Raw genomic sequence first — 18,290 nt, 5'->3', positions numbered from 1 at the left:
CTGTCTGTGGTTTATCCACCAATATAGGACATCTCAATTTTTTTCTTATTTTTAGCTGTTTCCTCTGTTCGCTCATCAGAATAACGATCCGTTCTGCTGTTCCAGATTGCTTTAATCTGCTGTTTTATCTCATTATCAGATGCTGTGGATCTAAGCAGGGACCTCAAATCAAATCCTTTGTCAGCAAACAGACAAGTATAGTATTTTCCTTCTGCAGATATTCTGGCCCGCGTGCAGGAGGAACAAAAAGAATGAGTAATAGATGAAATAATACCAATTTCAGCGCTGGAATTCTGATAACGGTATCGTTTTGCTACTTCGCCAAAATAGGCAGGCTCGAGGGGCTCGAGCGGAAAATGATCTCTAATCTTTTGAATAATCTCATCCTTTGAAATAACCTGATCCATTTTCCAGCCATTTGTTGATCCAACATCCATAAATTCTATAAAACGCAAAGGGATTTCTTCCTTTTTCCAAAAAGCGGCCATTGGAACAATCTGATCGTCATTCATTCCTTTTTTTACTACCATATTGATTTTGACTTTCAGCCCGGCATCTTTGGCTGCAAAAATTCCCTTTAAAACAGGCTTCACGCTTACAGATCGCCCGTTGATCTTTTTGAACACTTCATCTTCTAAAGCATCCAAGCTGACATTGACTCGATCAAGACCGGCTTCTTTTAAATTGTCAGCATATTTAGGAAGAAGCATAGCATTTGTCGTTAAGGCAATATCCTGAATTCCTTTTATATTTTTTAATTGTTTAATCAGTAAGTGCAAATCTTTTCTAAGAAGAGGCTCTCCGCCTGTAAGACGGATCTTTTCTACTCCCAGCTCTGAAAAAAAACGGGCTGTTTTCTCAATTTCTGAAAATGACAGCAGTTCATCTTTCTCAAGAAACCGAAAATCAGGTCCGAAAATTTCAGCAGGCATGCAGTACGTGCATCTGAAATTACACTGATCGATTACAGATATACGAATGTCTCTTAATGGTCTGTTCCATTTATCGGTAATCATCGCTATTCTCTCCAAACATAGACATTATTAAAATTGCCGTTTTCTTAAAAGTCTGGTGCTATTCGTTCTGCTAAACACACGCTTAAGGATTAGCTTCGTGGCATCTTTTCTTAAAAAGATAAAAGTTCCTTGTTCGGTACATTTATATAGATGAAAAACAACAACGTTTAAGAACCATACAAATTAACCTCCGCTGACCGGAGGTATGAGGGCAACTGTTGACCCAGCATAGACAATCTCTGAAGGATCAGCGTATTCCTCATTTACTGCAACCATCAGTGAATCTGGAAGCTGTAATTGATGTTCTCTGCTTATTTCTTTAAGAAGCTCATCTACACTTATTTCTTTTATATCAAGCTTAAATTCGCCTTGTCCTATTAAATCTTTAATGCCTGCAAAACATAAAACGGTAATCATTTATATTTAGCCCCGCCTTTGTTTAATATAATCGCTGAACCAGCGTACTATAAGATGATCATCATCTCTATGAAAATAAGGAAAGCTGTCATTTTGTGAGGTATATTCAAAAGAAGTAATGACAGCAATAATGTTATTAAGCTCCTGGATCAATTGGAAGTCTTCATTGCTTCTGAGCAAAACAATTTTTGGATAATCTTCTTTTTTGTATCCTTCTACAAGAATAACATCCATTTCCAGTGCTTTGTAAAGCATTATGATTTTATCAAGCTTTATACCTGGTGAGTTAAGAGCAAGCTGAAAAACCCCTTCACCTTCTACACCTGCTGCAATAGCACCAGCCTGTAAGTGCATCTCACTGTCCTTCATTCCGTTCAAAGAAGGTGTTCCTCCATGGCCATGATGTTTTATGGAAGACATTTTCCAGTTGTTTCTTTTCCCCTCCGCAAGCAGCTTGCAGGCCAAGCTCGTCTTACCGCTATTTTGATAACCGACAATCTGAACAACTGGCAAATCTAGCTCCAAGGCCATACATCCCCTTCTAAGCCTTCGTGAATCAGCACATCTACTGTATCTCCTTTTTGAAAGCCTCTTGTTCCTCCAGGCAGCATAATGAAAGAATCAGAGGCAGCCAGAGAACTCACAGCACTTGATTTATCAAAACCGCTCGGAGTCACCTTTACTCTGTCCCCTTCAATGCTCAATGCACTTCTTATAAAGCGGGTAAAGGGATTAGGTTTAGGAAAATCCTCTGTCAGCGTTGCCTGTAATTTTAATAGGTGAGGCTTTTCTGAAAAAAGTCTCGATTTAATGACTGGCTTAACAAATAATTCAAAACCGACGAAACAAGCAGATGGGTTTCCGGACAAGCCATACAAGAGGATATCGCCTTTCACTGCTGCTGTTGTGACACTGCCTGGCCTCATGGCTACTTTATTAAACAAAACTTCAGCTCCGAGCTTTTTATAAACGTCAGGCATGTAGTCATAATCGCCAACCGAAACGCCGCCTGTTGTGATAATCATATCAAAGTTCTCAGAAGCATTTTTGATCGCCTCATAGCATGTTTCCAGATGATCAGGGAGCTTTCCAAGCATGAACGGCTTCCCTCCAGCTCGGATAATTTGGGCATAAAGCATGTAGGCATTACTGTTCCGAATCTTCCCCGGCTTCAATTCTTCTCCTACATCAAGAAGTTCGGTCCCAGTTGCAAAAATGGCGACAGACGGCTTTTTCGCCACACTTATGCATTCGTAGCCAAACGTTGCAAGAAGAGCTATAGCCCCAGGATTGATCGATTCCCCTTTTTTTAACAGCACCGTTCCTTTTTTAGTATCTTCTCCTGTAAAAGAAACGTTGTCACCAGGCTGATATGAACGTTTAATACTTATGTATGACTGATTTTCTTTATTGTATTCCTTAGCAAGCTCAAGCATGACTACAGCATCACATCCTTCTGGCAGCTGTGCGCCTGTCATAATCCGAATGGCTTCATAAGGTCCAGGAATATTTTTTGCAACAGATCCCGCTCCAATTTCTTCAATCACTTTAAAATGCACTGGTTCCTCACTGCTTGCATTACTCGAATCCTGTGCTCTGATAGCAAAACCATCATATGGAGAGCGGTCGAATGGAGGGACATGATGTGTTGCAGCTACATCCTCTCCAAGCGTTCTGCCGTATGCTTCTAGAATCAGTACTTTTTCCGTTTCTCCCTGTTTTTTATAGCCTATGACTCTTTCTACTGCTTCCTCCACTGGAATGGGGCGTCTTCTTTCCAGCATAACGGCTCAGCTCCTTATTAACATAACGTTGTTATATTCCCGAATCACTCGTTAACTTCTTTTTTACCCTTTAACCTTCTTTAAATAACCTGATCTGCCAAAATATTTTTTTATGTAAAAATAGAGCAATTAGAGCCGCGGCTATTCTTAAAATAAATGCAAAATACACATTACTCTTTTGAAAAGACGACTTTGTTCTTCCTAGTGCTATTTGCCCTATAAAGAGACGTATCCGCAGATTTTAAAACTTCTTCTGGATTTAGGCCATCACGAGGCCATATATCCCTCCAATGCTGCAGCTAATTTGAATGACATTTCCTTCAATAAGGAAAGGCTGATGGATAGCATCAGTCAATTGTTTTCCAGTTTCTTTGCCATCTTAAGAGGTTCTGTATCACTAAAAAGAATAATAAATTCATCCCCGCCAAGACGGATACAAGTCCCTTTATCTCCTGCAATATCCATCATTCTGGCTGAGACACCAATAAGAAGCAAATCACCTGTATGGTGACCATATGTATCATTTATTTCCTTAAATCAATCCATATAAAGAAAAAAATAGATTTATTTGTTATTTTGTTTCTATAAGACCCTTATCTATTTTTAGATACATACCAATCCCGTTGGCAAGCCGGTAGCGGATCATGATATGCAAGCTCTTTCATTTTTTCCAATTCTGTTTCCTTCTTCGTTAAAGAAGCTACTAGATTCCGTAGAGATGAGGAGTGTTTTCTTTTAGCTGATTGAGCAGATGATTTAAAAGTATTTTATTTTTGGATTGGTTAATAAATCTTACTAACCAGCCACCTTTTATTTTACATGATTCGAAATTCAAACAGTTATAAATTTTCCATTTATTAAAAGTTCTTTTGGTATTGAGACCAGCTATTAATAGTAAATTTTATGTCCTTTATTTCATTGATATTAAGACCAACTTATATAACCTATTCAATCCAGCTTTCCAGCTCACTGAATAAAGCGTCTATGAGTCCATTTATTTTAGGGTCATTTCTTCGAAGGAGGGCTTCAAGGCGCTGCATCAATTTCACTGCATCCATTTCTTTTTCTAATAATGCGATCTTTTCTTCCCTTTCTTTGTCATCACGTTCATCCTCTTTAACGAGCAGTATCTTTATTTCTATCTTTAATAAAGAATCCAGTTCCCTCGCAAAATGATAAGAATCTGCTAAAAAATGTTTAGGGAAATGCAGGTATTCACTAAGTGCAGACAATCTTTTCTCTGGTATTGGCCTTCGTTTTTTTATCCAATCAGAAAATTGCTGAGGAGTAATCGAAAGTTGCTTCCCAACAAAAGAAAAGGTCATTTCTTTTTTGTTTAGGATGTATTCTAATGCAGTAGATGGAGACATTTTTTTACTCATTAACTCCCTCCTGACGTAGTTTATGTCGATCATACTCATTAGACATAATTTATGTCAATTAAAGCCTTGTGACGTAATTTATGTCAAGGGAATTATCGCTCTTATTATCAGGATAGATCAAGGAGATAGAAAAAGCCTTCTCAATAAAGAAGACTTTTTCTATAAATTTTCATTTCTTGAACCAGCTTCGCTGATTCTTATTTTAAATAATAGAGTGATCAAAAAAACCCTCCATTTAATTATTTTGTCTAAAATATTAATTGCTCCCCTATTCGATTATGGTATAAATCGTAGGAGTAATTATTGTGCTTTATCTTCGGTTAGTTTACATAATAATTTTATTAATAACTTCTACTTAAGAAAGTCCATTTTCCAGCTGAAATACTCATTATCTGTATTTTTTTCATATCTCAGTTTTGCATCAAACGTATTTCCTTTTTTGCTTTTAAGTCCTTTAACTGTGACAGAATGATTTTTCAACAGATTTTTTACCATCGTTTTCGTTACTTTTTTCTGCATGGAAGCGAGAAACTTATCATTTTTCCAGATAACATATTTGCATCCGCTTTTCCATCCGCTGCAGCCATATCCTTTTTTCCCCTCTATAATGGCTTTCCCGCATAAAGGGCATTTTCCCAAGCTTTCCATCTTTTTTTGCGCTGATTGGACTTCACTTATAATAACCTTTTCGAAACTTTTAATCCTTTCGACAGATTCAGCTGTAAAACGGAAGACAAGATGTAAAAATTCTTCGCGCTTTACTTTTTTCTTTTCAATGTCAGAAAGCGTTTTTTCAAGTTTTCCTGTGAATTCAAGATCAAATAATTCTTTAACTGGGAGGGTTTCGACTAACTTCACCCCAAGTTCCGTGCAGACAAGATTTTTGTTTTCAGCCTTAATATATCCGACTTCTTTTAATTTTCTGATGGTTTCTGCTCTTGTAGCTGGTGTTCCGATACTAAATCCAGACAGAATGCTTCCCATAAGCTCTTCATTATCTTCATCTTTATAAGCCTTTCCGCACGTTTCCATTACCTTTAGCAATGTCATTTCAGTATGGGGCTTTGGCGGCTTTGTTATATGATCTTTTATTTCATAATTTACAGGCTGTACATTTTCATTCAATTGGACCATAGGGAGCAAATTGTCCTTCGATTTAATTTTCTCTGCCTTTTTCCATCCTTCAATAAGCTGAACTCTTCCTTTGGAGATAAACTGATGCTTCTGTTCCCCTAAAGGAACTTCTGTTATCAATCTCGTTTCTTCATGCTCCGCAACCGGCATAAATTGCATAACAAACCGGTTTCTAATGGCGGTATAGACGATCTCTTCATCCCGGGTCAAAGATTTTGGTTTTAGATAAGTTGGAATAATTGCACTATGGCTTTCTACTTTTGCATTATTAAAAATTCGTTTCGATTTCATGAACTTAATTTCATCTTTAAAAGGATACTCTTCTTTGACAGCAGCTAATACTTTAGCTGTCTTCTCAACTAGGCTCTCCTCTAGGGCGTTGCTCGAAGTCCTTGGATACGTGATAAACTTTTTTTCATATAGCGACTGGGCTGTTTTTAAAACCTTGTCAGAAGTCCAGCCTTTGTATTTGTTTGTGATATATCCTTGTAAATTTGACAAATTAAAAAGATAGGGAGGAAATTCTTTTTTTCGCTCAACTTTCTTTTCTTTTATGAAAGCCTCTTGACCGGATAATTGTTCAGAAATGGCTTCAAGAATATGTTTCTCTTTAAATTTTTCTTCCCCTTTTACGGAAAGTGTCCCTTCGTATAATTGTTCCGTTTTCGTTTTAAAGCGGCCATTCAGCTTGTAATAGGTTTCCGGCTTAAAATTTTGAATCTCTTTATCTCTGTCATAAATGATTTTTAAAGTAGGCATGAGGACTCTGCCTATGTTCAGCGCTTTTCCGGCTCCTTGCTGAAATTTTAATGTAGCGGCAGAAGTTAAGTTAATTCCGATCACCCAGTCTGCCCATTGTCTGCTGAACCCTGCATGCTGAAGGGAACTCATTTCTTCGTTAGATTTAAGATCTTTTAATCCCCTCAATACCTCTTCTGGTGTCCATTCATTTAACAGGAGTCTGTATACGGCTTTCTTAGATTTCTGATAATAAATGATACTGTCGCCGATAACCTGTCCTTCCCGATCATAATCACAGGCTGAAATGATAGAATCCACATCACTTCTTTTCATAAGGGATAAAATTGTTTTCAGCTGTTTTTTTGCTCCCATATCCGCTTTTTCTCTATTTTTCGGATCACTTTTTACTTTATAGTGAAAATACTCGGGTATAAATGGGAAATTCTCCATCTTCCATTTAGACATTTTTGTGTCATAGTCTTTTGCATCATATAATTGAAGCAAATGGCCAAATGCCCACGTAATGATGTATCCATTCCCCTCAAGATAACCATCCTGTTTATTTTTGATTTTTAAAGCATCGGCAATATTTTTAGCTACCGACGGTTTTTCTGCGATTATTAGTTTCAAATTTTCATCACCTTATTTTCAAGCTTCGTGAAAATATCTTATCATACAATTTGATCGGTGAATAAGAGGGAAAAATAAGTTTAAGATGGGTAAAAAAAATATATAAAAAGCTTGCCATATCGTAAGGCAAGCTCCCATTTTCCTCATATTTCATTATGGCTTAAGGACAACTTTAATGTTGCCGTCTGATTTTTTATCAAATATATCATAAGCTTTCGGGGCATCTTCTAAACTCATTTTATGTGTAATAATATCTGTAGGATCAAATTCTCCTTTTTCAATCATATCATAAAGCATTGGCATTAAATGAATGACTGGCGCTTGTCCCATTTTTAAAGAAACGTTTCGTGAGAAGAAGTCTCCAAGCGGGAATCCGTCAGCGGGTGCACCGTAAACGCCAGTAAGCTGCACTGTTCCGAATTTACGAACAGCTTCAGATGCAGTGATAATTGGGCTAATGCTCCCCTTTTGGCTGCCAAAAGCATTTTTTAGTTTTTCTTTTGCAGGAAAAATGCCGTCCATTCCAACACAGTCGATGACAACATCTGCCCCGCCTTCTGTGCTTTCATTCAGCATCTTGCCAATTTCATCGTAATCATCAAAGTTATACGTTTCAACATTGTTCGTCTTTATAGCATGTTCTAATCTATGAGCTACATTGTCAACTGCGATGACCCTCTTCGCACCTTTCATCCAGGCGAACTTTTGAGCCATCAAGCCAATAGGACCAGATCCAAGAATCAATACAGTGTCCCCGTTCTTCACTCCGCTGTTTTCAACACTCCACCATGCTGTTGGCACTACGTCAGATAGGAAAAGAACACTTTCATCCTCGAGCTCACTGCTTTCAGGAACGACAAAAGAAGTAAAGTCTGCATAAGGAACTCTTAAGAATTCCGCTTGGCCGCCCGGATAGTTTCCGAATTGCTTTGAGAATCCGAATAACCCTCCGCTGTCTGTATGAGGATTGGAGTCATTGGCTTTCCATTTGATTTTCGCAGAAAAAACATTTTCCGCAGCCGATGTTAAATGGAATGACAACACGATCTCCTTTTTTTACGTTTTTTACTTCAGGGCCTATCTCTTCAACAATCCCCATTGGTTCATGTCCAATGACATAGTCTTCCTCAAGCGGAATCGCTTTTTTATAGAGATGTAGATCAGAGCCGCAAATTCCTGTAGCCGTAATGCGGACAACCATGTCATCTCCCTTTTGAATTTTAGGATCTTCCACATTAATAACTTCCACTTTTTCTTTGCCTTGATAGGTTAAAGCTCTCATTGATTCTTCACGCCTCTCTTTTTTTGGATATTTATTCTTTTTCCTCTTTCTCATTAAATAAACATCTTAAATATAAGAGTTTCACTCTATTAGGAAAGTGGTAGTGAATTACAATGACATAGATAAAATCCGGTTATATTGAGGAGGAGTAAAGATGAAGGTATTATTTTTCAATTGTTCCTTAAAGCCAGGTGAGGAAACATCGAATACGGACGCATTGTACATGAAGGTTAAAGAAATCATGCAAGAGAAAGAGCCCGAACTGGATTTTGAGAATGTAAGAGTTGCCGATTATCATATTCCACTTGGCATTGTTGACAAGGTTAATGATCAAGATGAATGGCCGCATTTACTTGAAAAGATAAAATCTTCAGATATTTTTATTATAGGGACTCCAATCTGGATGGGCGTTCGAGGAACACTTGCTCATATTGTATGTGAAAGAATGTATGGCTCCAGTGAAGAAACCAATGATAAAGGGCAAGCCTTTGGCTATAATAAAGTGGCCGGTGTCATTGTTACCGGAAACGAGGACGGCGGTAAACATGCTGGCAGAGATATCCAGTTTGATCTGAATCAGGCTGGCTTTACCATTCCGCCAGGCTCATTAACCTATTGGGTCGGAGATGCAGGCCCTGGACCAAGCTTCATTGAGGCTGAAGGATGGTCAAATGAATTTACGCAAAACATTGCAACCGAAATGGCTTATAATTTAATTCATGTGGCAAATAGTTTGAAAAAGCAGCCGATTCCTGCTGAAGGGAATGTCATGAGCTGAAGAATTAAGGATCTTTGCTTAAACTTTACTGCTTTTTCACGATATAAATAAATACCGAAGAAGTATCCACCTGCAAATGTTAAGAAAGATGCCACGAAGCTTATCTTCATGCGTTTTCTAAAACCGTACGTATAACAACAATCTTTGCGGAAACAGCCATAATGAAAATCAAATGCACTAAAAAAAGCACTTGGCGAAAGTGCTTTTTTATTTTTTTATCATCATCATGATCTTTTAAAGCCTCCTTCTGAATGCAGGACTTGTCCTGTAATCCAATCTCCACTGGAGCTTACGAGAAAGGAAATAAGCTTTGCAGCATCCTCGGGTGTACCCAGACGATTAAAAGGAAATTTAGGCAAAAGCTTTTCCTTAAGATTTTCTGTCATCCATCCAGTATCCGTGGGTCCAGGATTTATAGCATTGACAGTAATGCCTTTTGAAGCAAGTTCTGAAGACAGCGTTAATGTAAGGGCTTCAAGAGCCCCTTTCGTAGCAGCGTAGGCAATTTCACCCGGCATTGGACCAAGGGATTGTCCTGAAGTCAAATTAATGATTCTCCCCCCTTTTCTGTCATTATCAAATTTCCTGGCAAATGCCAGACTTAGCATGGCGGCCGCCTTTACGTTTACCATATAATGCCTGTCCAGTTCCTCCTCCGTCATGGTTAAGTAATCAGTGTGAGAAGAGTAAGAGGCATTATTAATTAAGATATCGGCTCTACCAAGCTGATTGACAGCTTCATCTATTATTTTAGTCCAGGAGTTTGATTCACTTAAGTCTATTTCCATTGAATAAACTCTTACACCAAGCAGACGCAGCTCATCTTCAAGCACTTGAGGTTCATTTTCCCTCATCTTCCATGGCATTTTTTTATCATAATCCGGCCAGTAAGTAAAAAAAATATCTGCACCCTCCGCAGCAAGCTCTCTGCAAACAGCTGCTCCTATCCCCTGTAAACGGGTAGCTCCTGTCACAATGGCTGATTTTCCAATTAAGTTCATGAAATCCTCCGAAGAATTTGGCTTATTTTCCCTATTCCCCCTTTTTGATAAAATTACGGCTTAATTAGAGAGTTTTTTCGCTTTTATTCTTATCTATTTAAGCATTGAACAGGTAAAATCATGCCATTATCCTGTATACTGTACCAAGATTACATACTTTGTCTGAATAAAATAAGGAGGGTGTTTCAATGAATGTCTATATTATTACCGGTACGAGCAGAGGGCTAGGAGAATCCATTGCGGAAGCATTGCTTGAAGAAAATAATCATTTAATTTGCATTTCAAGAAAAGCTAATGAAAAACTTGAAAATAAAGCTAGGGAGAAAAATGCAAAATTTGATTATGTGGAATTTGATCTTATGCATACAGATGAAATTGAAGGTTTAATGGAGAATATTTTCTCTTTAATTAATCTAAAGCATACGGATTCCATTTTCTTGGTTAACAACGCTGGAATGGTTCAGCCTGTTGGACCTGTTGGGAAAACGGCTGCAAAGGATATCTCAATGAGTGCCCAAATTAATCTAATCGCCCCAATGATTTTATCCTCCTGCTTTATTCGACATACTTCTTCTGCAAGCATTGAAAAAAGAATCATGAATATTTCCTCTGGAGCCGGCAGAAAACCGTACTTTGGCTGGAGCAGTTATTGCAGTGGAAAAGCAGGACTGGATCATTTCACAAGAGTTGCAGCGGAGGAAACAAAAGATCAACAATACGGGGTAAAGCTCATATCCATTGCACCGGGAATAATTGATACAGGCATGCAGCAGGAAATTCGATCTTCAAGCAAGGAAGATTTTCAGCTTTTGGATAAATTTATTGATTACAAGAAAAATGGCGATCTGGCGAGTGCTGCTGAAACGGCTGATAAATTAATTCGTGTCCTTCACAGCTCTGATTTTGGACTCGAGGATCCGATTATGGACGTTCGCCATCTATAACATCTAAAGGCTGACTCACAATTTCGGAGTCAGCCCTATTGTTTTTTAGGAATGGCTGTTTTCGTAAAGTTTGTTGCTATTCATAATATTATAGAACACGTATAAAGACTAACTTCGTGGCATCTTTTCTTAAAATTCGCAGCCGTATATTGGTCCGCAATCATCTAAAATAGCTGAGAAAGCAACAATGTATAAGAAAAGAGCCTTAGTCCTCCTCAAACTCTTTTTCCCATGTAACCAGAAAGGCTTTATTCATAATAAATAATAAGAGAAGGAGTCCGCCCAAAACTGGTTTCGCCGTAAAAAATAGGGACGATGCTCCAATGGTAAAAATAAACAGTTCAAATCCAATCCGATTATACCCTTTTAGCCGCCGTTTTGATTTAGGTGCTGCAAACCTTCCCCAAAGTATCGCCGCTATCAAAGCAGAACCTGCAGCAAGAATGATTTTCATAGCAATGCCCTGACCTTCAAAAATTCCCCACCTGAAAAACGCAGCCAGCACTGCCAATTCAAGAAAAAATCGCAAGGTTAATTGAGACATTCTCCAAGCATTCAATTTCAAGATCGTTCCCCTTCTTCCATCTTGGCTTTTAAGCCGTATAGATAGCTGGAAACCGCAAATTCAAGACTTATGGATAAATCAAGTTCCATATTAAAACCTTTGCCCTGTTCAAGAGACGCAAAGCCGTGCAAAATGCTGCGAAGCCCTCTGACCGAATGAAAAACATTATCACCTTTTAAATGAAACCCGCTCATGAGCTGAACCACTAAAGTTAAAACCTTTTCTGCAGCAGCCAAAACTTCAGGGTCATTCGGATTAGGTGCTTTCAATATAGATTCGTAAAGTCCAGGGTGATAAAGGGCAAAAAGTAAGTAGGCCTTACTTGCAGCAAGGATTGCCTCGTATTCTTTGAGATGTTCGCTTGCTTCACTCATTTCTTGAAACAAGCTTTCCAACCCGTTTATCGCGAGTCTTTTCTTTAGCTCACCTAACCCTTCAATATGGTTGTAAAGAGAAGGCGGACGAATGTTGAGCGCGTCAGCAACCGAAGCGAGTGTCACAGCTTCATACCCATTTTTATCAGCGATCCCCTCAGCTGCGGCTATTATTATGGTCTCGTTAAGTCCTGCTCTTGGTGACATGCTCAGGCTCCTTTTTCTTCGATAAATAACGCTTTGCGGCTGCTATTGCTGCTTCCATTTCTTTTGAAGGATCACATAAAATAGATCCGTGCCCGCACGCCAAAGCAGATGGATTGAGGTTCAAGAGTTTTTGAGCGCTTTTAATGGATTCTTCTAAATTCCAGGTTCCCCAAGCAGGAAATGGAAAAAAAGGCTGGACCTTTCCTGAAACGGCAAGACCTCCTCTTGTCTGCATAGCATCTCCAGCTATCAATATATTTGCGCGTGTATCATAAAAAGCCATATGTCCAGGTGTGTGACCAGGTGCAGCGATGGCCTGAAGCGAACCAATCATTTGGCCATCACTAATAAAATGATCAGCTTGAGTTTTTAAATTTTTTGGAGCTCCCCCTTTAACAGGAAATCCAGGTTCGTTTGGATCTGTAGTTTTATCCCCTCTCATTAATCTCGCGTCTCTTTTAGAGATGTAAACAGGAATATTAGGCAAAGCAGCCGCTAGTTCATCTAGAGAACCAAGATGATCCTCATGAGCATGTGTCAGCAAAATCCTATTGATGGGTTTACCGATCTTCTCAGCAGCTTTCATAATCCCTTTCGCACTGAATGGCAGTGCCGCATCAATCAGTGTTAAATCATCCTTCTCTTCAATAAAATAGCAATTAACAGGAAACAGCCGCGGCAAAAATGTGATTTGATAAACAAATGATTCTTTTGTTATTTTCATGACTATTCTACCTCCGTAAAAACTAATGGTCTTAGTTTTAATATATACTAATAGCCTTAGTTTTGAGAAGGGCTTTTTTATTATTAGTTAATTATTTCGTTCGACATTTTTTTAAATGTACGGATTTAATTACTTTTTTTGAAATTAGCTGGCTATTAGGCTTCATCCTGCCTTTGCAGCTATTTGAACTAATAATAGCTCGGTCTTATTTGGTTTTGGGTTCATAATCAAGTTGCCATTAGGCATCAACTATCCTAGTGTATGATTTTCGTATCGAACATAATTTATAGGTAATCTTTGCATGAATATATCTATTGCATAAGGCTCTCAGGATCCATCATCTGTCTGTTTTCCTTTCTGCTTCCCCCAACTCCCCACTATAAATAAGAACTCTTTTGAATTTCTATTAAGCTAACAAAAAACCAATCCGCTCATCTCGCAGATTGGTTTTTTGTTAGCTTTTTATTGTATTTGGAGCAGCCAGTACCTGGACCTCGATCCATCCAGCTTTTTTATCAACTGTGGCTTTTAATTTAACCGGGTAGCTTTTATTATTCATGAATTTAAAATCTAAAACCCCGTATGCAACGGTTGCATCTTTGCCCTCCGGAACATAGCCTACATGTTTGGAATGATGATGCAATTCCTCCATTTCGAGTCCAGCTTGTTCTACAGCATTGTAAAGGGTGCTTGATGTTTGGCAAACACCCCCGCCGATACCTTCTTTAAATTGTTTATTTACGATTTCAAGTGCCTTTTGGTACCCTCTTGCTTGCGTTCTGTCACCTACTACAAGATTAAAGTAAAAACGGTCTCCAGGGCCAAGTACAACATTATTAAGGGCTTTAGCTGAAATATCAATGTTTTCCGTTCTTCCTTTAATGCTGGCATTAAAAGTAGTTTTGTAGCTTCCTATCACTTGATTCATCGCTCCAATTTCACTGCTTGCAATCGTTGGTTTCGTTTCTTTAATTGGGAGCTGAATTTCATTATTAAAAGGACGTATATTTTTCAGCAATTGAACAGTTTCTTTTTCGTCCAAAATAATTCGGCTTTTTCCTCCAACCAGGTTGCCTTTTTCATCAATTCTTGCAGGAACCATTGGCTGATCTATCTTAGAAGCTAATTGGCCAGCAAGCACGCTGGTACTTACTTCCTTTTTATCTAATGGATTATAAGTAGCCAGAACGTTTCCATTTCGCTGATCCACAAGCTTAACGTTCATTTCATAATTTTTCATTACGAGACTATGCGCTGTATCAACAATATCTTTTGATGCTTTCTCTTTCCCGCTGCTTCCCCCGTTCATACTGCATCCGGCCATCATAAAAACAAGTACTAAAAACAGAACAATTCTGGGCAACTTTCTCTCTCCTAAAGAATGAATTTGTGTACTCTGTGAAGGATGATCAAAGATTCATAATCATTTATATATGTGGTATGAAAGGAAATAGTTGATTTGGTTTAAGTAATATCCAATTTTTTCAACTTACCTTAAATATTGGAATACACAAATAGATTTTACCATGTTTTTATAATGAAGCGCGTGTCATTTGACTTATTTTTGAAAATAATCATCAAACAAACTTTATTGGGAAGGCTGTTTTCGCAGAGTTTGTTGCTTTTCGTATAAGCTTTTATCACGCATTTAGTCTGGCTTTGGGGCATCTTTTCTTAAAGTTCTTGCCTAATCGGTGGGGTTTGTTGAACTAAAAATAGGGTGATGAGCAAAGTTTCTGTGCGCCTCAGCCCAGATGATAATGAGCTAATTGTTTAGACTGTCTTCTCGTTCCAATTGTTTCATTATTTAACTATTTATTTCAAACTTTAACAGTTTTTTCATTTGTGATGGGTAATGGAAAATAAAAAAAAGCTGAATCAGAAGCTCAGCTTTTTAAGGAAGTATTTAAAGGTATAGGGAATAATAAAAATGGTCTTGATCCTTCATATAGGAATGTTTTTCATAAAGCTTTTGGGCATTGCTATTTATTTTTTGTGTTTCCAGAGAAATCCTGACAGCTCCTAAAGATACTGCATATTCTTTGGCAGCATGCAGGAGACTTGAAGCGACTCCCATTCTTCTTGAAGATTCATTTACAAATAAATCATTTAAGATCCAGGTACGGTTAAGCCCTATAGAAGTAAAAGACGGATATAGCTGGGTGAAGCCTGCTGGAGATTGTTCCCCATTTATTTCACTTAACGCCAAAAGGATGACAGAATCTTCATTCTGCAATCTTTCCTTTAAAAACTTACGGCAAGCTGTAACGTCTTTAGGCTGTTTGTAAAATTGTCTGTATTCATCAAAAAGGATCGTGACAATATCAAGTTCACGAAGCCCTGCTTTAATGACAGTTATTTGACTCATCGTTTAGTCCCTTTCTGCTTCTTCATATAGTTTAATACTTTTAAATCAATCTTCCCATCTTCCTGTTCACGTTCTTCAAAGTTTTGGTTAGGATCATAGCCGATGATTGACAATGTCATTTTTCCCCTCCCCTTTCATTCTCTAATCATAGTGGAAAATTGGCTGATTTTTCAAATAGTAAGATATTAAAAAAAAAATCCCCGCTCTGTCAGCGGAGACACTAGATTAATCAAATTGCGGGACCTCATATCTTCCAAACCAGCGATAACGGTTTTTTGAAATGAACAAATACAGAGGCTGAAGAATTTTGTCTATAAACGGAAGAAACAACGGCATACTCAATAAGCGTGTAAGCGGTATTTCAAATAATATTTTTCTAATTGTATGAAAGCCGGAAAAAATCAAATTTGAGGATGAAACCATATAAATCTGATCATAAAGGTCGTTCGACCGAAGAAACGCATAAGGGCTTTCTTCAATTTCCTGGACTGCCATCCAGGAAATTCTTTTTTTCCAATCAAGCACTTGCAAAATTTTTTTTGTATGATAGCACAATGGGCATTGTGCATCAAAAAAGACTAAGTTTTTTGCCATGTCATCACCCTTTCTCTTGATAGTACAAATACCACTCCAATAAAGAGATCAAACCGGAAACTTACTTTTTTATTGACTTGTTGATTTTTTACACCTTGTTGATTGAAGCGGAAGGTGCGAGACTTCTGGGGGAAAAGCGTGTCTAGGGAGACCCCCGCACAGGAGCAAAGCGACGAGGAGGCTCTAAGGTAAGCCCGCTAAAGCTTGAGTGCCTGCTTGCTGCAATCAACAGCCAAGTGTGATAAAGCATTTTTATTAAGGCTTTTTTCTTAAACTTTGTTGTTTTTTCATCCATTTAAGTGATTATAGAGCATTTATACACTTGCAAATTTTAAGAAAAGATGCCACGAAGCTAATCTTTATGCGTGTTCTAAGACTTTACGAATAGCAGCAATCTTTGCGAAAACAGCCTTTTTTGAAGGCTTCCATCTCGTGTAAAAGCTGTTCGTGTCCATTGCAATGAGTACCCGAAACAGAGTGTTTGAAAGAAATGATACAGGGAAAATACATGTTATCAAATGGAGGTGCTTTTAAAATGAATAAAGATCAAGCAAGCGGAAACATGAAAAAAGCAGAAGGCGAAGCAAAAAAAGAATATGGGAAAATGACAAACAATCAATCAAAACAAGCTGAAGGCAGAATAGATCAAGTCAAGGGAACAGTACAAGAAAAAATAGGCGATGCAAAAGAAAAGGCATCAAAAGAATTTAACAGGGAATTTGATAAGCAAGTGAATCATAGAGAAAGATAGGCACTATAAAAGCCGGATCCTAGAAGGATCCGGCTTTATTTATCTTCTTTTTCTTCTAAATTGGACTTTACCTTTGATAAAGATTTTCCACTTAACCAATTGCTTAAAAATATGATCAGCAGCCCTATTGCTCCTATAATGATCAATAAACCAGCATTCACTATTCCAAGCCATAAAGGGATCTGCAGTAAAAAAACAATACCGATTAATCTAAAAAAAATTGGTTTCATATTTCCTCCTTACCATCGCATACTGATTATATCATTTCAGGCTGGAGGATTAAATTGGGATATCTGTTCCTGATTCATTCTTGCATCTGTTTACTTTTTCACTTTATCACGTGTAGGAGGAGCCATAAATTCTGGTCCTACCGGATCTTTAATCGTAAGATTAAGAATTTCATCGATATCTTTTTTAGCTGTATCATCAAGCTTCCAGTCCATAATCTCTTTTACAGCATCTAACTGGCTTGGCTTCCTTGCACCCCACAGTGCAATATCTGCACCTGGCTGATCAAGAATCCAGCGGACTGCCAGATGAATAACTTGCTTATCATAATGCTTTTTCGCATATTTATCTAATTGATCAACGGCTTCCAGGTATTTAGTGAATCGATCACCCTGAAACTTCGGATCGTTGTTTCTTAAGTCATCTCCTACAAATTCACGGGATTTTGACATTTTACCTGATAAAAGCCCTCTGCATAGACTTCCATATAAGAAGGTTGTTATTTCGTTCTTCATCGTATATGGGAGAATATCTTTTTCAATCTCTCTTTCAAACAAGTTGTACGGAGGCTGCAAGCCATGAAGTGGGGCATATTTTCTAAACTCGTCCATTTGTTCGATAGAAAAATTACTGACTGAAATGCTTCTTATTTTGCCTTTGTCCAGCAAATGCTTCATTGAATGAGCTGTTTCTTGGATAGCGGTTTTCGGATCAGGCCAATGTACATGATATACATCGATATAGTCAGTATTTAATCGTTTTAAGGAATCATCAATTTCCTTCTCAATTCTTGTTCCTGTAGCATTTCTGAATAATTCTCCATCTCTGTTCCAATCAAGGGCTACCTTAGTCGACAGTACGACTTTATCTCTTTTTCCATATTGTCTTATGGCTTCTCCTACAATTTCTTCTGATTTACCCAATCCGTAAGCAGGGGCTGTATCAATCGTATTAATCCCCATATTCAAAGCTTCCAGAATGGTTTCAACTGATTTTTTTTCATCAGTGCCTCCCCACATTGCTCCTCCAATGGCCCATGTGCCAAGAGCTATTCGGGATGCTTTTATGTCTGTGTTTGCTATTGTTGTCATTTCCATGTCTAACTTCCTCCTTTTCCTCTGCTCCACTCCATTAGAAGCAATAAGGAATGCTGTTACTACTAGTACCCTTGTGATGACGTTTTTAATCAGAGGAGTGTACATTGAATAAAAAAAACAAAAACGAAATCCAAAATGGATTTCGTTTCAGACTGTCGACAAACTCCTCGATTTTGAGGAGGATGTTGGCAGTTTTTTTGTATAATGAAAGAAGTAACTAGTGAGGTGATTGAAATGCTGTCTAAAAATAATCAAATGAATCGTGATCAAATG

General features: G+C 38.0%; 20 protein-coding genes and 1 pseudogene. 3 read left to right on the top strand and 18 right to left on the bottom strand.

Features of this window, described 5'->3' with window-relative positions:
• Positions 1-11 precede the first annotated feature (11 nt).
• From moaA to ACOT8F_RS18375, 8 genes and pseudogenes are all read right to left on the bottom strand, one after another.
• Complete coding sequence (moaA, locus tag ACOT8F_RS18410; RefSeq protein ID WP_421653404.1) at positions 12-1,016, bottom strand: GTP 3',8-cyclase MoaA; 1,005 nt, start codon at positions 1,014-1,016, stop codon at positions 12-14.
• 183 nt (positions 1,017-1,199) lie between these two features.
• The gene (locus tag ACOT8F_RS18405; protein WP_421653403.1) at positions 1,200-1,433 is read right to left on the bottom strand and encodes a MoaD/ThiS family protein; all 234 of its coding nucleotides are present in this window, start codon (positions 1,431-1,433) and stop codon (positions 1,200-1,202) included.
• 6 nt (positions 1,434-1,439) lie between these two features.
• Positions 1,440-1,964 (bottom strand): molybdopterin-guanine dinucleotide biosynthesis protein B, encoded by a 525-nt coding sequence (mobB, locus tag ACOT8F_RS18400; protein WP_421653402.1) that lies wholly within the window; start codon positions 1,962-1,964, stop codon positions 1,440-1,442.
• The gene (locus tag ACOT8F_RS18395) at positions 1,949-3,217 is read right to left on the bottom strand and encodes a molybdopterin molybdotransferase MoeA (protein WP_421653401.1); all 1,269 of its coding nucleotides are present in this window, start codon (positions 3,215-3,217) and stop codon (positions 1,949-1,951) included. Before ACOT8F_RS18395 ends, mobB begins: the two co-directional genes overlap by 16 nt.
• Before the next feature lie 351 nt (positions 3,218-3,568).
• Positions 3,569-3,745 (bottom strand): diguanylate cyclase domain-containing protein, encoded by a 177-nt coding sequence (locus ACOT8F_RS18390; RefSeq protein WP_421653455.1) that lies wholly within the window; start codon positions 3,743-3,745, stop codon positions 3,569-3,571.
• Positions 3,746-4,161: 416 nt separating this feature from the next.
• Positions 4,162-4,599: a hypothetical protein gene (locus tag ACOT8F_RS18385; protein WP_421653400.1), complete on the bottom strand. Its 438-nt coding sequence runs from the start codon at positions 4,597-4,599 to the stop codon at positions 4,162-4,164.
• 351 nt (positions 4,600-4,950) lie between these two features.
• The gene (locus tag ACOT8F_RS18380; protein WP_421653399.1) at positions 4,951-7,104 is read right to left on the bottom strand and encodes a type IA DNA topoisomerase; all 2,154 of its coding nucleotides are present in this window, start codon (positions 7,102-7,104) and stop codon (positions 4,951-4,953) included.
• A gap of 153 nt (positions 7,105-7,257) precedes the next feature.
• Positions 7,258-8,386, bottom strand: a pseudogene (locus ACOT8F_RS18375) (zinc-dependent alcohol dehydrogenase).
• Positions 8,387-8,540: 154 nt separating this feature from the next.
• Here ACOT8F_RS18375 and ACOT8F_RS18370 point away from each other — a divergent pair.
• On the top strand, positions 8,541-9,164 hold the full coding sequence (locus tag ACOT8F_RS18370) for a flavodoxin family protein (RefSeq protein ID WP_421653398.1): 624 nt from the start codon (positions 8,541-8,543) through the stop codon (positions 9,162-9,164).
• 224 nt (positions 9,165-9,388) lie between these two features.
• Here ACOT8F_RS18370 and ACOT8F_RS18365 read toward each other — a convergent pair whose 3' ends face one another.
• Positions 9,389-10,165: an SDR family oxidoreductase gene (locus ACOT8F_RS18365; protein ID WP_421653397.1), complete on the bottom strand. Its 777-nt coding sequence runs from the start codon at positions 10,163-10,165 to the stop codon at positions 9,389-9,391.
• A 188-nt stretch (positions 10,166-10,353) separates the two neighbouring features.
• Here ACOT8F_RS18365 and ACOT8F_RS18360 point away from each other — a divergent pair, with 188 nt between their 5' ends.
• Positions 10,354-11,109, top strand: coding sequence for a (S)-benzoin forming benzil reductase (locus ACOT8F_RS18360; protein ID WP_421653396.1), 756 nt, complete (start codon positions 10,354-10,356; stop codon positions 11,107-11,109).
• A gap of 205 nt (positions 11,110-11,314) precedes the next feature.
• On the opposite strand, the gene ACOT8F_RS18355 is transcribed toward ACOT8F_RS18360, so the two are convergent.
• The 7 genes from ACOT8F_RS18355 to ACOT8F_RS18325 form a co-directional block, all read right to left on the bottom strand.
• Positions 11,315-11,674: a YrdB family protein gene (locus ACOT8F_RS18355; RefSeq protein ID WP_421653395.1), complete on the bottom strand. Its 360-nt coding sequence runs from the start codon at positions 11,672-11,674 to the stop codon at positions 11,315-11,317.
• A complete protein-coding gene (locus ACOT8F_RS18350) occupies positions 11,671-12,255 on the bottom strand; it encodes a TetR-like C-terminal domain-containing protein (RefSeq protein WP_421653394.1) in 585 nt (194 codons plus the stop codon). Before ACOT8F_RS18350 ends, ACOT8F_RS18355 begins: the two co-directional genes overlap by 4 nt.
• Positions 12,233-12,979 (bottom strand): MBL fold metallo-hydrolase, encoded by a 747-nt coding sequence (locus ACOT8F_RS18345; protein ID WP_421653393.1) that lies wholly within the window; start codon positions 12,977-12,979, stop codon positions 12,233-12,235. Before ACOT8F_RS18345 ends, ACOT8F_RS18350 begins: the two co-directional genes overlap by 23 nt.
• A 454-nt stretch (positions 12,980-13,433) precedes the next feature.
• The gene (locus ACOT8F_RS18340) at positions 13,434-14,342 is read right to left on the bottom strand and encodes a VanW family protein (RefSeq protein ID WP_421653392.1); all 909 of its coding nucleotides are present in this window, start codon (positions 14,340-14,342) and stop codon (positions 13,434-13,436) included.
• A 543-nt stretch (positions 14,343-14,885) separates the two neighbouring features.
• Positions 14,886-15,347: a GNAT family N-acetyltransferase gene (locus tag ACOT8F_RS18335; protein WP_421653391.1), complete on the bottom strand. Its 462-nt coding sequence runs from the start codon at positions 15,345-15,347 to the stop codon at positions 14,886-14,888.
• On the bottom strand, positions 15,344-15,466 hold the full coding sequence (locus ACOT8F_RS18330; RefSeq protein ID WP_421653390.1) for a hypothetical protein: 123 nt from the start codon (positions 15,464-15,466) through the stop codon (positions 15,344-15,346). Before ACOT8F_RS18330 ends, ACOT8F_RS18335 begins: the two co-directional genes overlap by 4 nt.
• 106 nt (positions 15,467-15,572) lie before the next feature.
• Complete coding sequence (locus ACOT8F_RS18325) at positions 15,573-15,941, bottom strand: thiol-disulfide oxidoreductase DCC family protein (protein WP_421653389.1); 369 nt, start codon at positions 15,939-15,941, stop codon at positions 15,573-15,575.
• Between the two features lie 535 nt (positions 15,942-16,476).
• On the opposite strand from ACOT8F_RS18325, the gene ACOT8F_RS18320 reads away from it, so the two are divergent.
• The gene (locus tag ACOT8F_RS18320) at positions 16,477-16,692 is read left to right on the top strand and encodes a CsbD family protein (protein ID WP_421653388.1); all 216 of its coding nucleotides are present in this window, start codon (positions 16,477-16,479) and stop codon (positions 16,690-16,692) included.
• Between the two features lie 35 nt (positions 16,693-16,727).
• On the opposite strand, the gene ACOT8F_RS18315 is transcribed toward ACOT8F_RS18320, so the two are convergent.
• Together ACOT8F_RS18315 and ACOT8F_RS18310 are read right to left on the bottom strand one after the other, a co-directional pair.
• Complete coding sequence (locus tag ACOT8F_RS18315; RefSeq protein WP_421653387.1) at positions 16,728-16,922, bottom strand: hypothetical protein; 195 nt, start codon at positions 16,920-16,922, stop codon at positions 16,728-16,730.
• Positions 16,923-17,012: 90 nt separating this feature from the next.
• Positions 17,013-18,017 carry an aldo/keto reductase gene (locus ACOT8F_RS18310; protein WP_421653386.1) on the bottom strand — a complete coding sequence of 335 codons (1,005 nt, stop codon included), beginning with the start codon at positions 18,015-18,017 and terminating at the stop codon, positions 17,013-17,015.
• Positions 18,018-18,290 lie beyond the last annotated feature (273 nt).

Source organism: Chryseobacillus diguaensis, from assembly GCF_049220665.1.
GTDB lineage: Bacteria > Bacillota > Bacilli > Bacillales > Bacillaceae > Metabacillus_B.
This window is presented reverse-complemented; position numbering and strand designations above follow the sequence as displayed.

Bases quoted from the DNA above. Each gene is read 5' to 3' on its own strand.
- mobB (WP_421653402.1), bottom strand. From the start codon at position 1,964: ATGGCCTTGGAGCTAGATTTGCCAGTTGTTCAGATTGTCGGTTATCAA.
- ACOT8F_RS18325 (WP_421653389.1), bottom strand. From the start codon at position 15,941: ATGGCAAAAAACTTAGTCTTTTTTGATGCACAATGCCCATTGTGCTAT.
- moaA (WP_421653404.1), bottom strand. From the start codon at position 1,016: ATGATTACCGATAAATGGAACAGACCATTAAGAGACATTCGTATATCT.
- ACOT8F_RS18335 (WP_421653391.1), bottom strand. From the start codon at position 15,347: ATGAGTCAAATAACTGTCATTAAAGCAGGGCTTCGTGAACTTGATATT.
- ACOT8F_RS18345 (WP_421653393.1), bottom strand. From the start codon at position 12,979: ATGAAAATAACAAAAGAATCATTTGTTTATCAAATCACATTTTTGCCG.
- ACOT8F_RS18350 (WP_421653394.1), bottom strand. From the start codon at position 12,255: ATGTCACCAAGAGCAGGACTTAACGAGACCATAATAATAGCCGCAGCT.
- ACOT8F_RS18370 (WP_421653398.1), top strand. From the start codon at position 8,541: ATGAAGGTATTATTTTTCAATTGTTCCTTAAAGCCAGGTGAGGAAACA.
- ACOT8F_RS18405 (WP_421653403.1), bottom strand. From the start codon at position 1,433: ATGATTACCGTTTTATGTTTTGCAGGCATTAAAGATTTAATAGGACAA.
- ACOT8F_RS18320 (WP_421653388.1), top strand. From the start codon at position 16,477: ATGAATAAAGATCAAGCAAGCGGAAACATGAAAAAAGCAGAAGGCGAA.
- ACOT8F_RS18315 (WP_421653387.1), bottom strand. From the start codon at position 16,922: ATGAAACCAATTTTTTTTAGATTAATCGGTATTGTTTTTTTACTGCAG.
- ACOT8F_RS18365 (WP_421653397.1), bottom strand. From the start codon at position 10,165: ATGAACTTAATTGGAAAATCAGCCATTGTGACAGGAGCTACCCGTTTA.
- ACOT8F_RS18360 (WP_421653396.1), top strand. From the start codon at position 10,354: ATGAATGTCTATATTATTACCGGTACGAGCAGAGGGCTAGGAGAATCC.
- ACOT8F_RS18330 (WP_421653390.1), bottom strand. From the start codon at position 15,466: ATGACATTGTCAATCATCGGCTATGATCCTAACCAAAACTTTGAAGAA.
- ACOT8F_RS18395 (WP_421653401.1), bottom strand. From the start codon at position 3,217: ATGCTGGAAAGAAGACGCCCCATTCCAGTGGAGGAAGCAGTAGAAAGA.
- ACOT8F_RS18385 (WP_421653400.1), bottom strand. From the start codon at position 4,599: ATGAGTAAAAAAATGTCTCCATCTACTGCATTAGAATACATCCTAAAC.
- ACOT8F_RS18310 (WP_421653386.1), bottom strand. From the start codon at position 18,017: ATGGAAATGACAACAATAGCAAACACAGACATAAAAGCATCCCGAATA.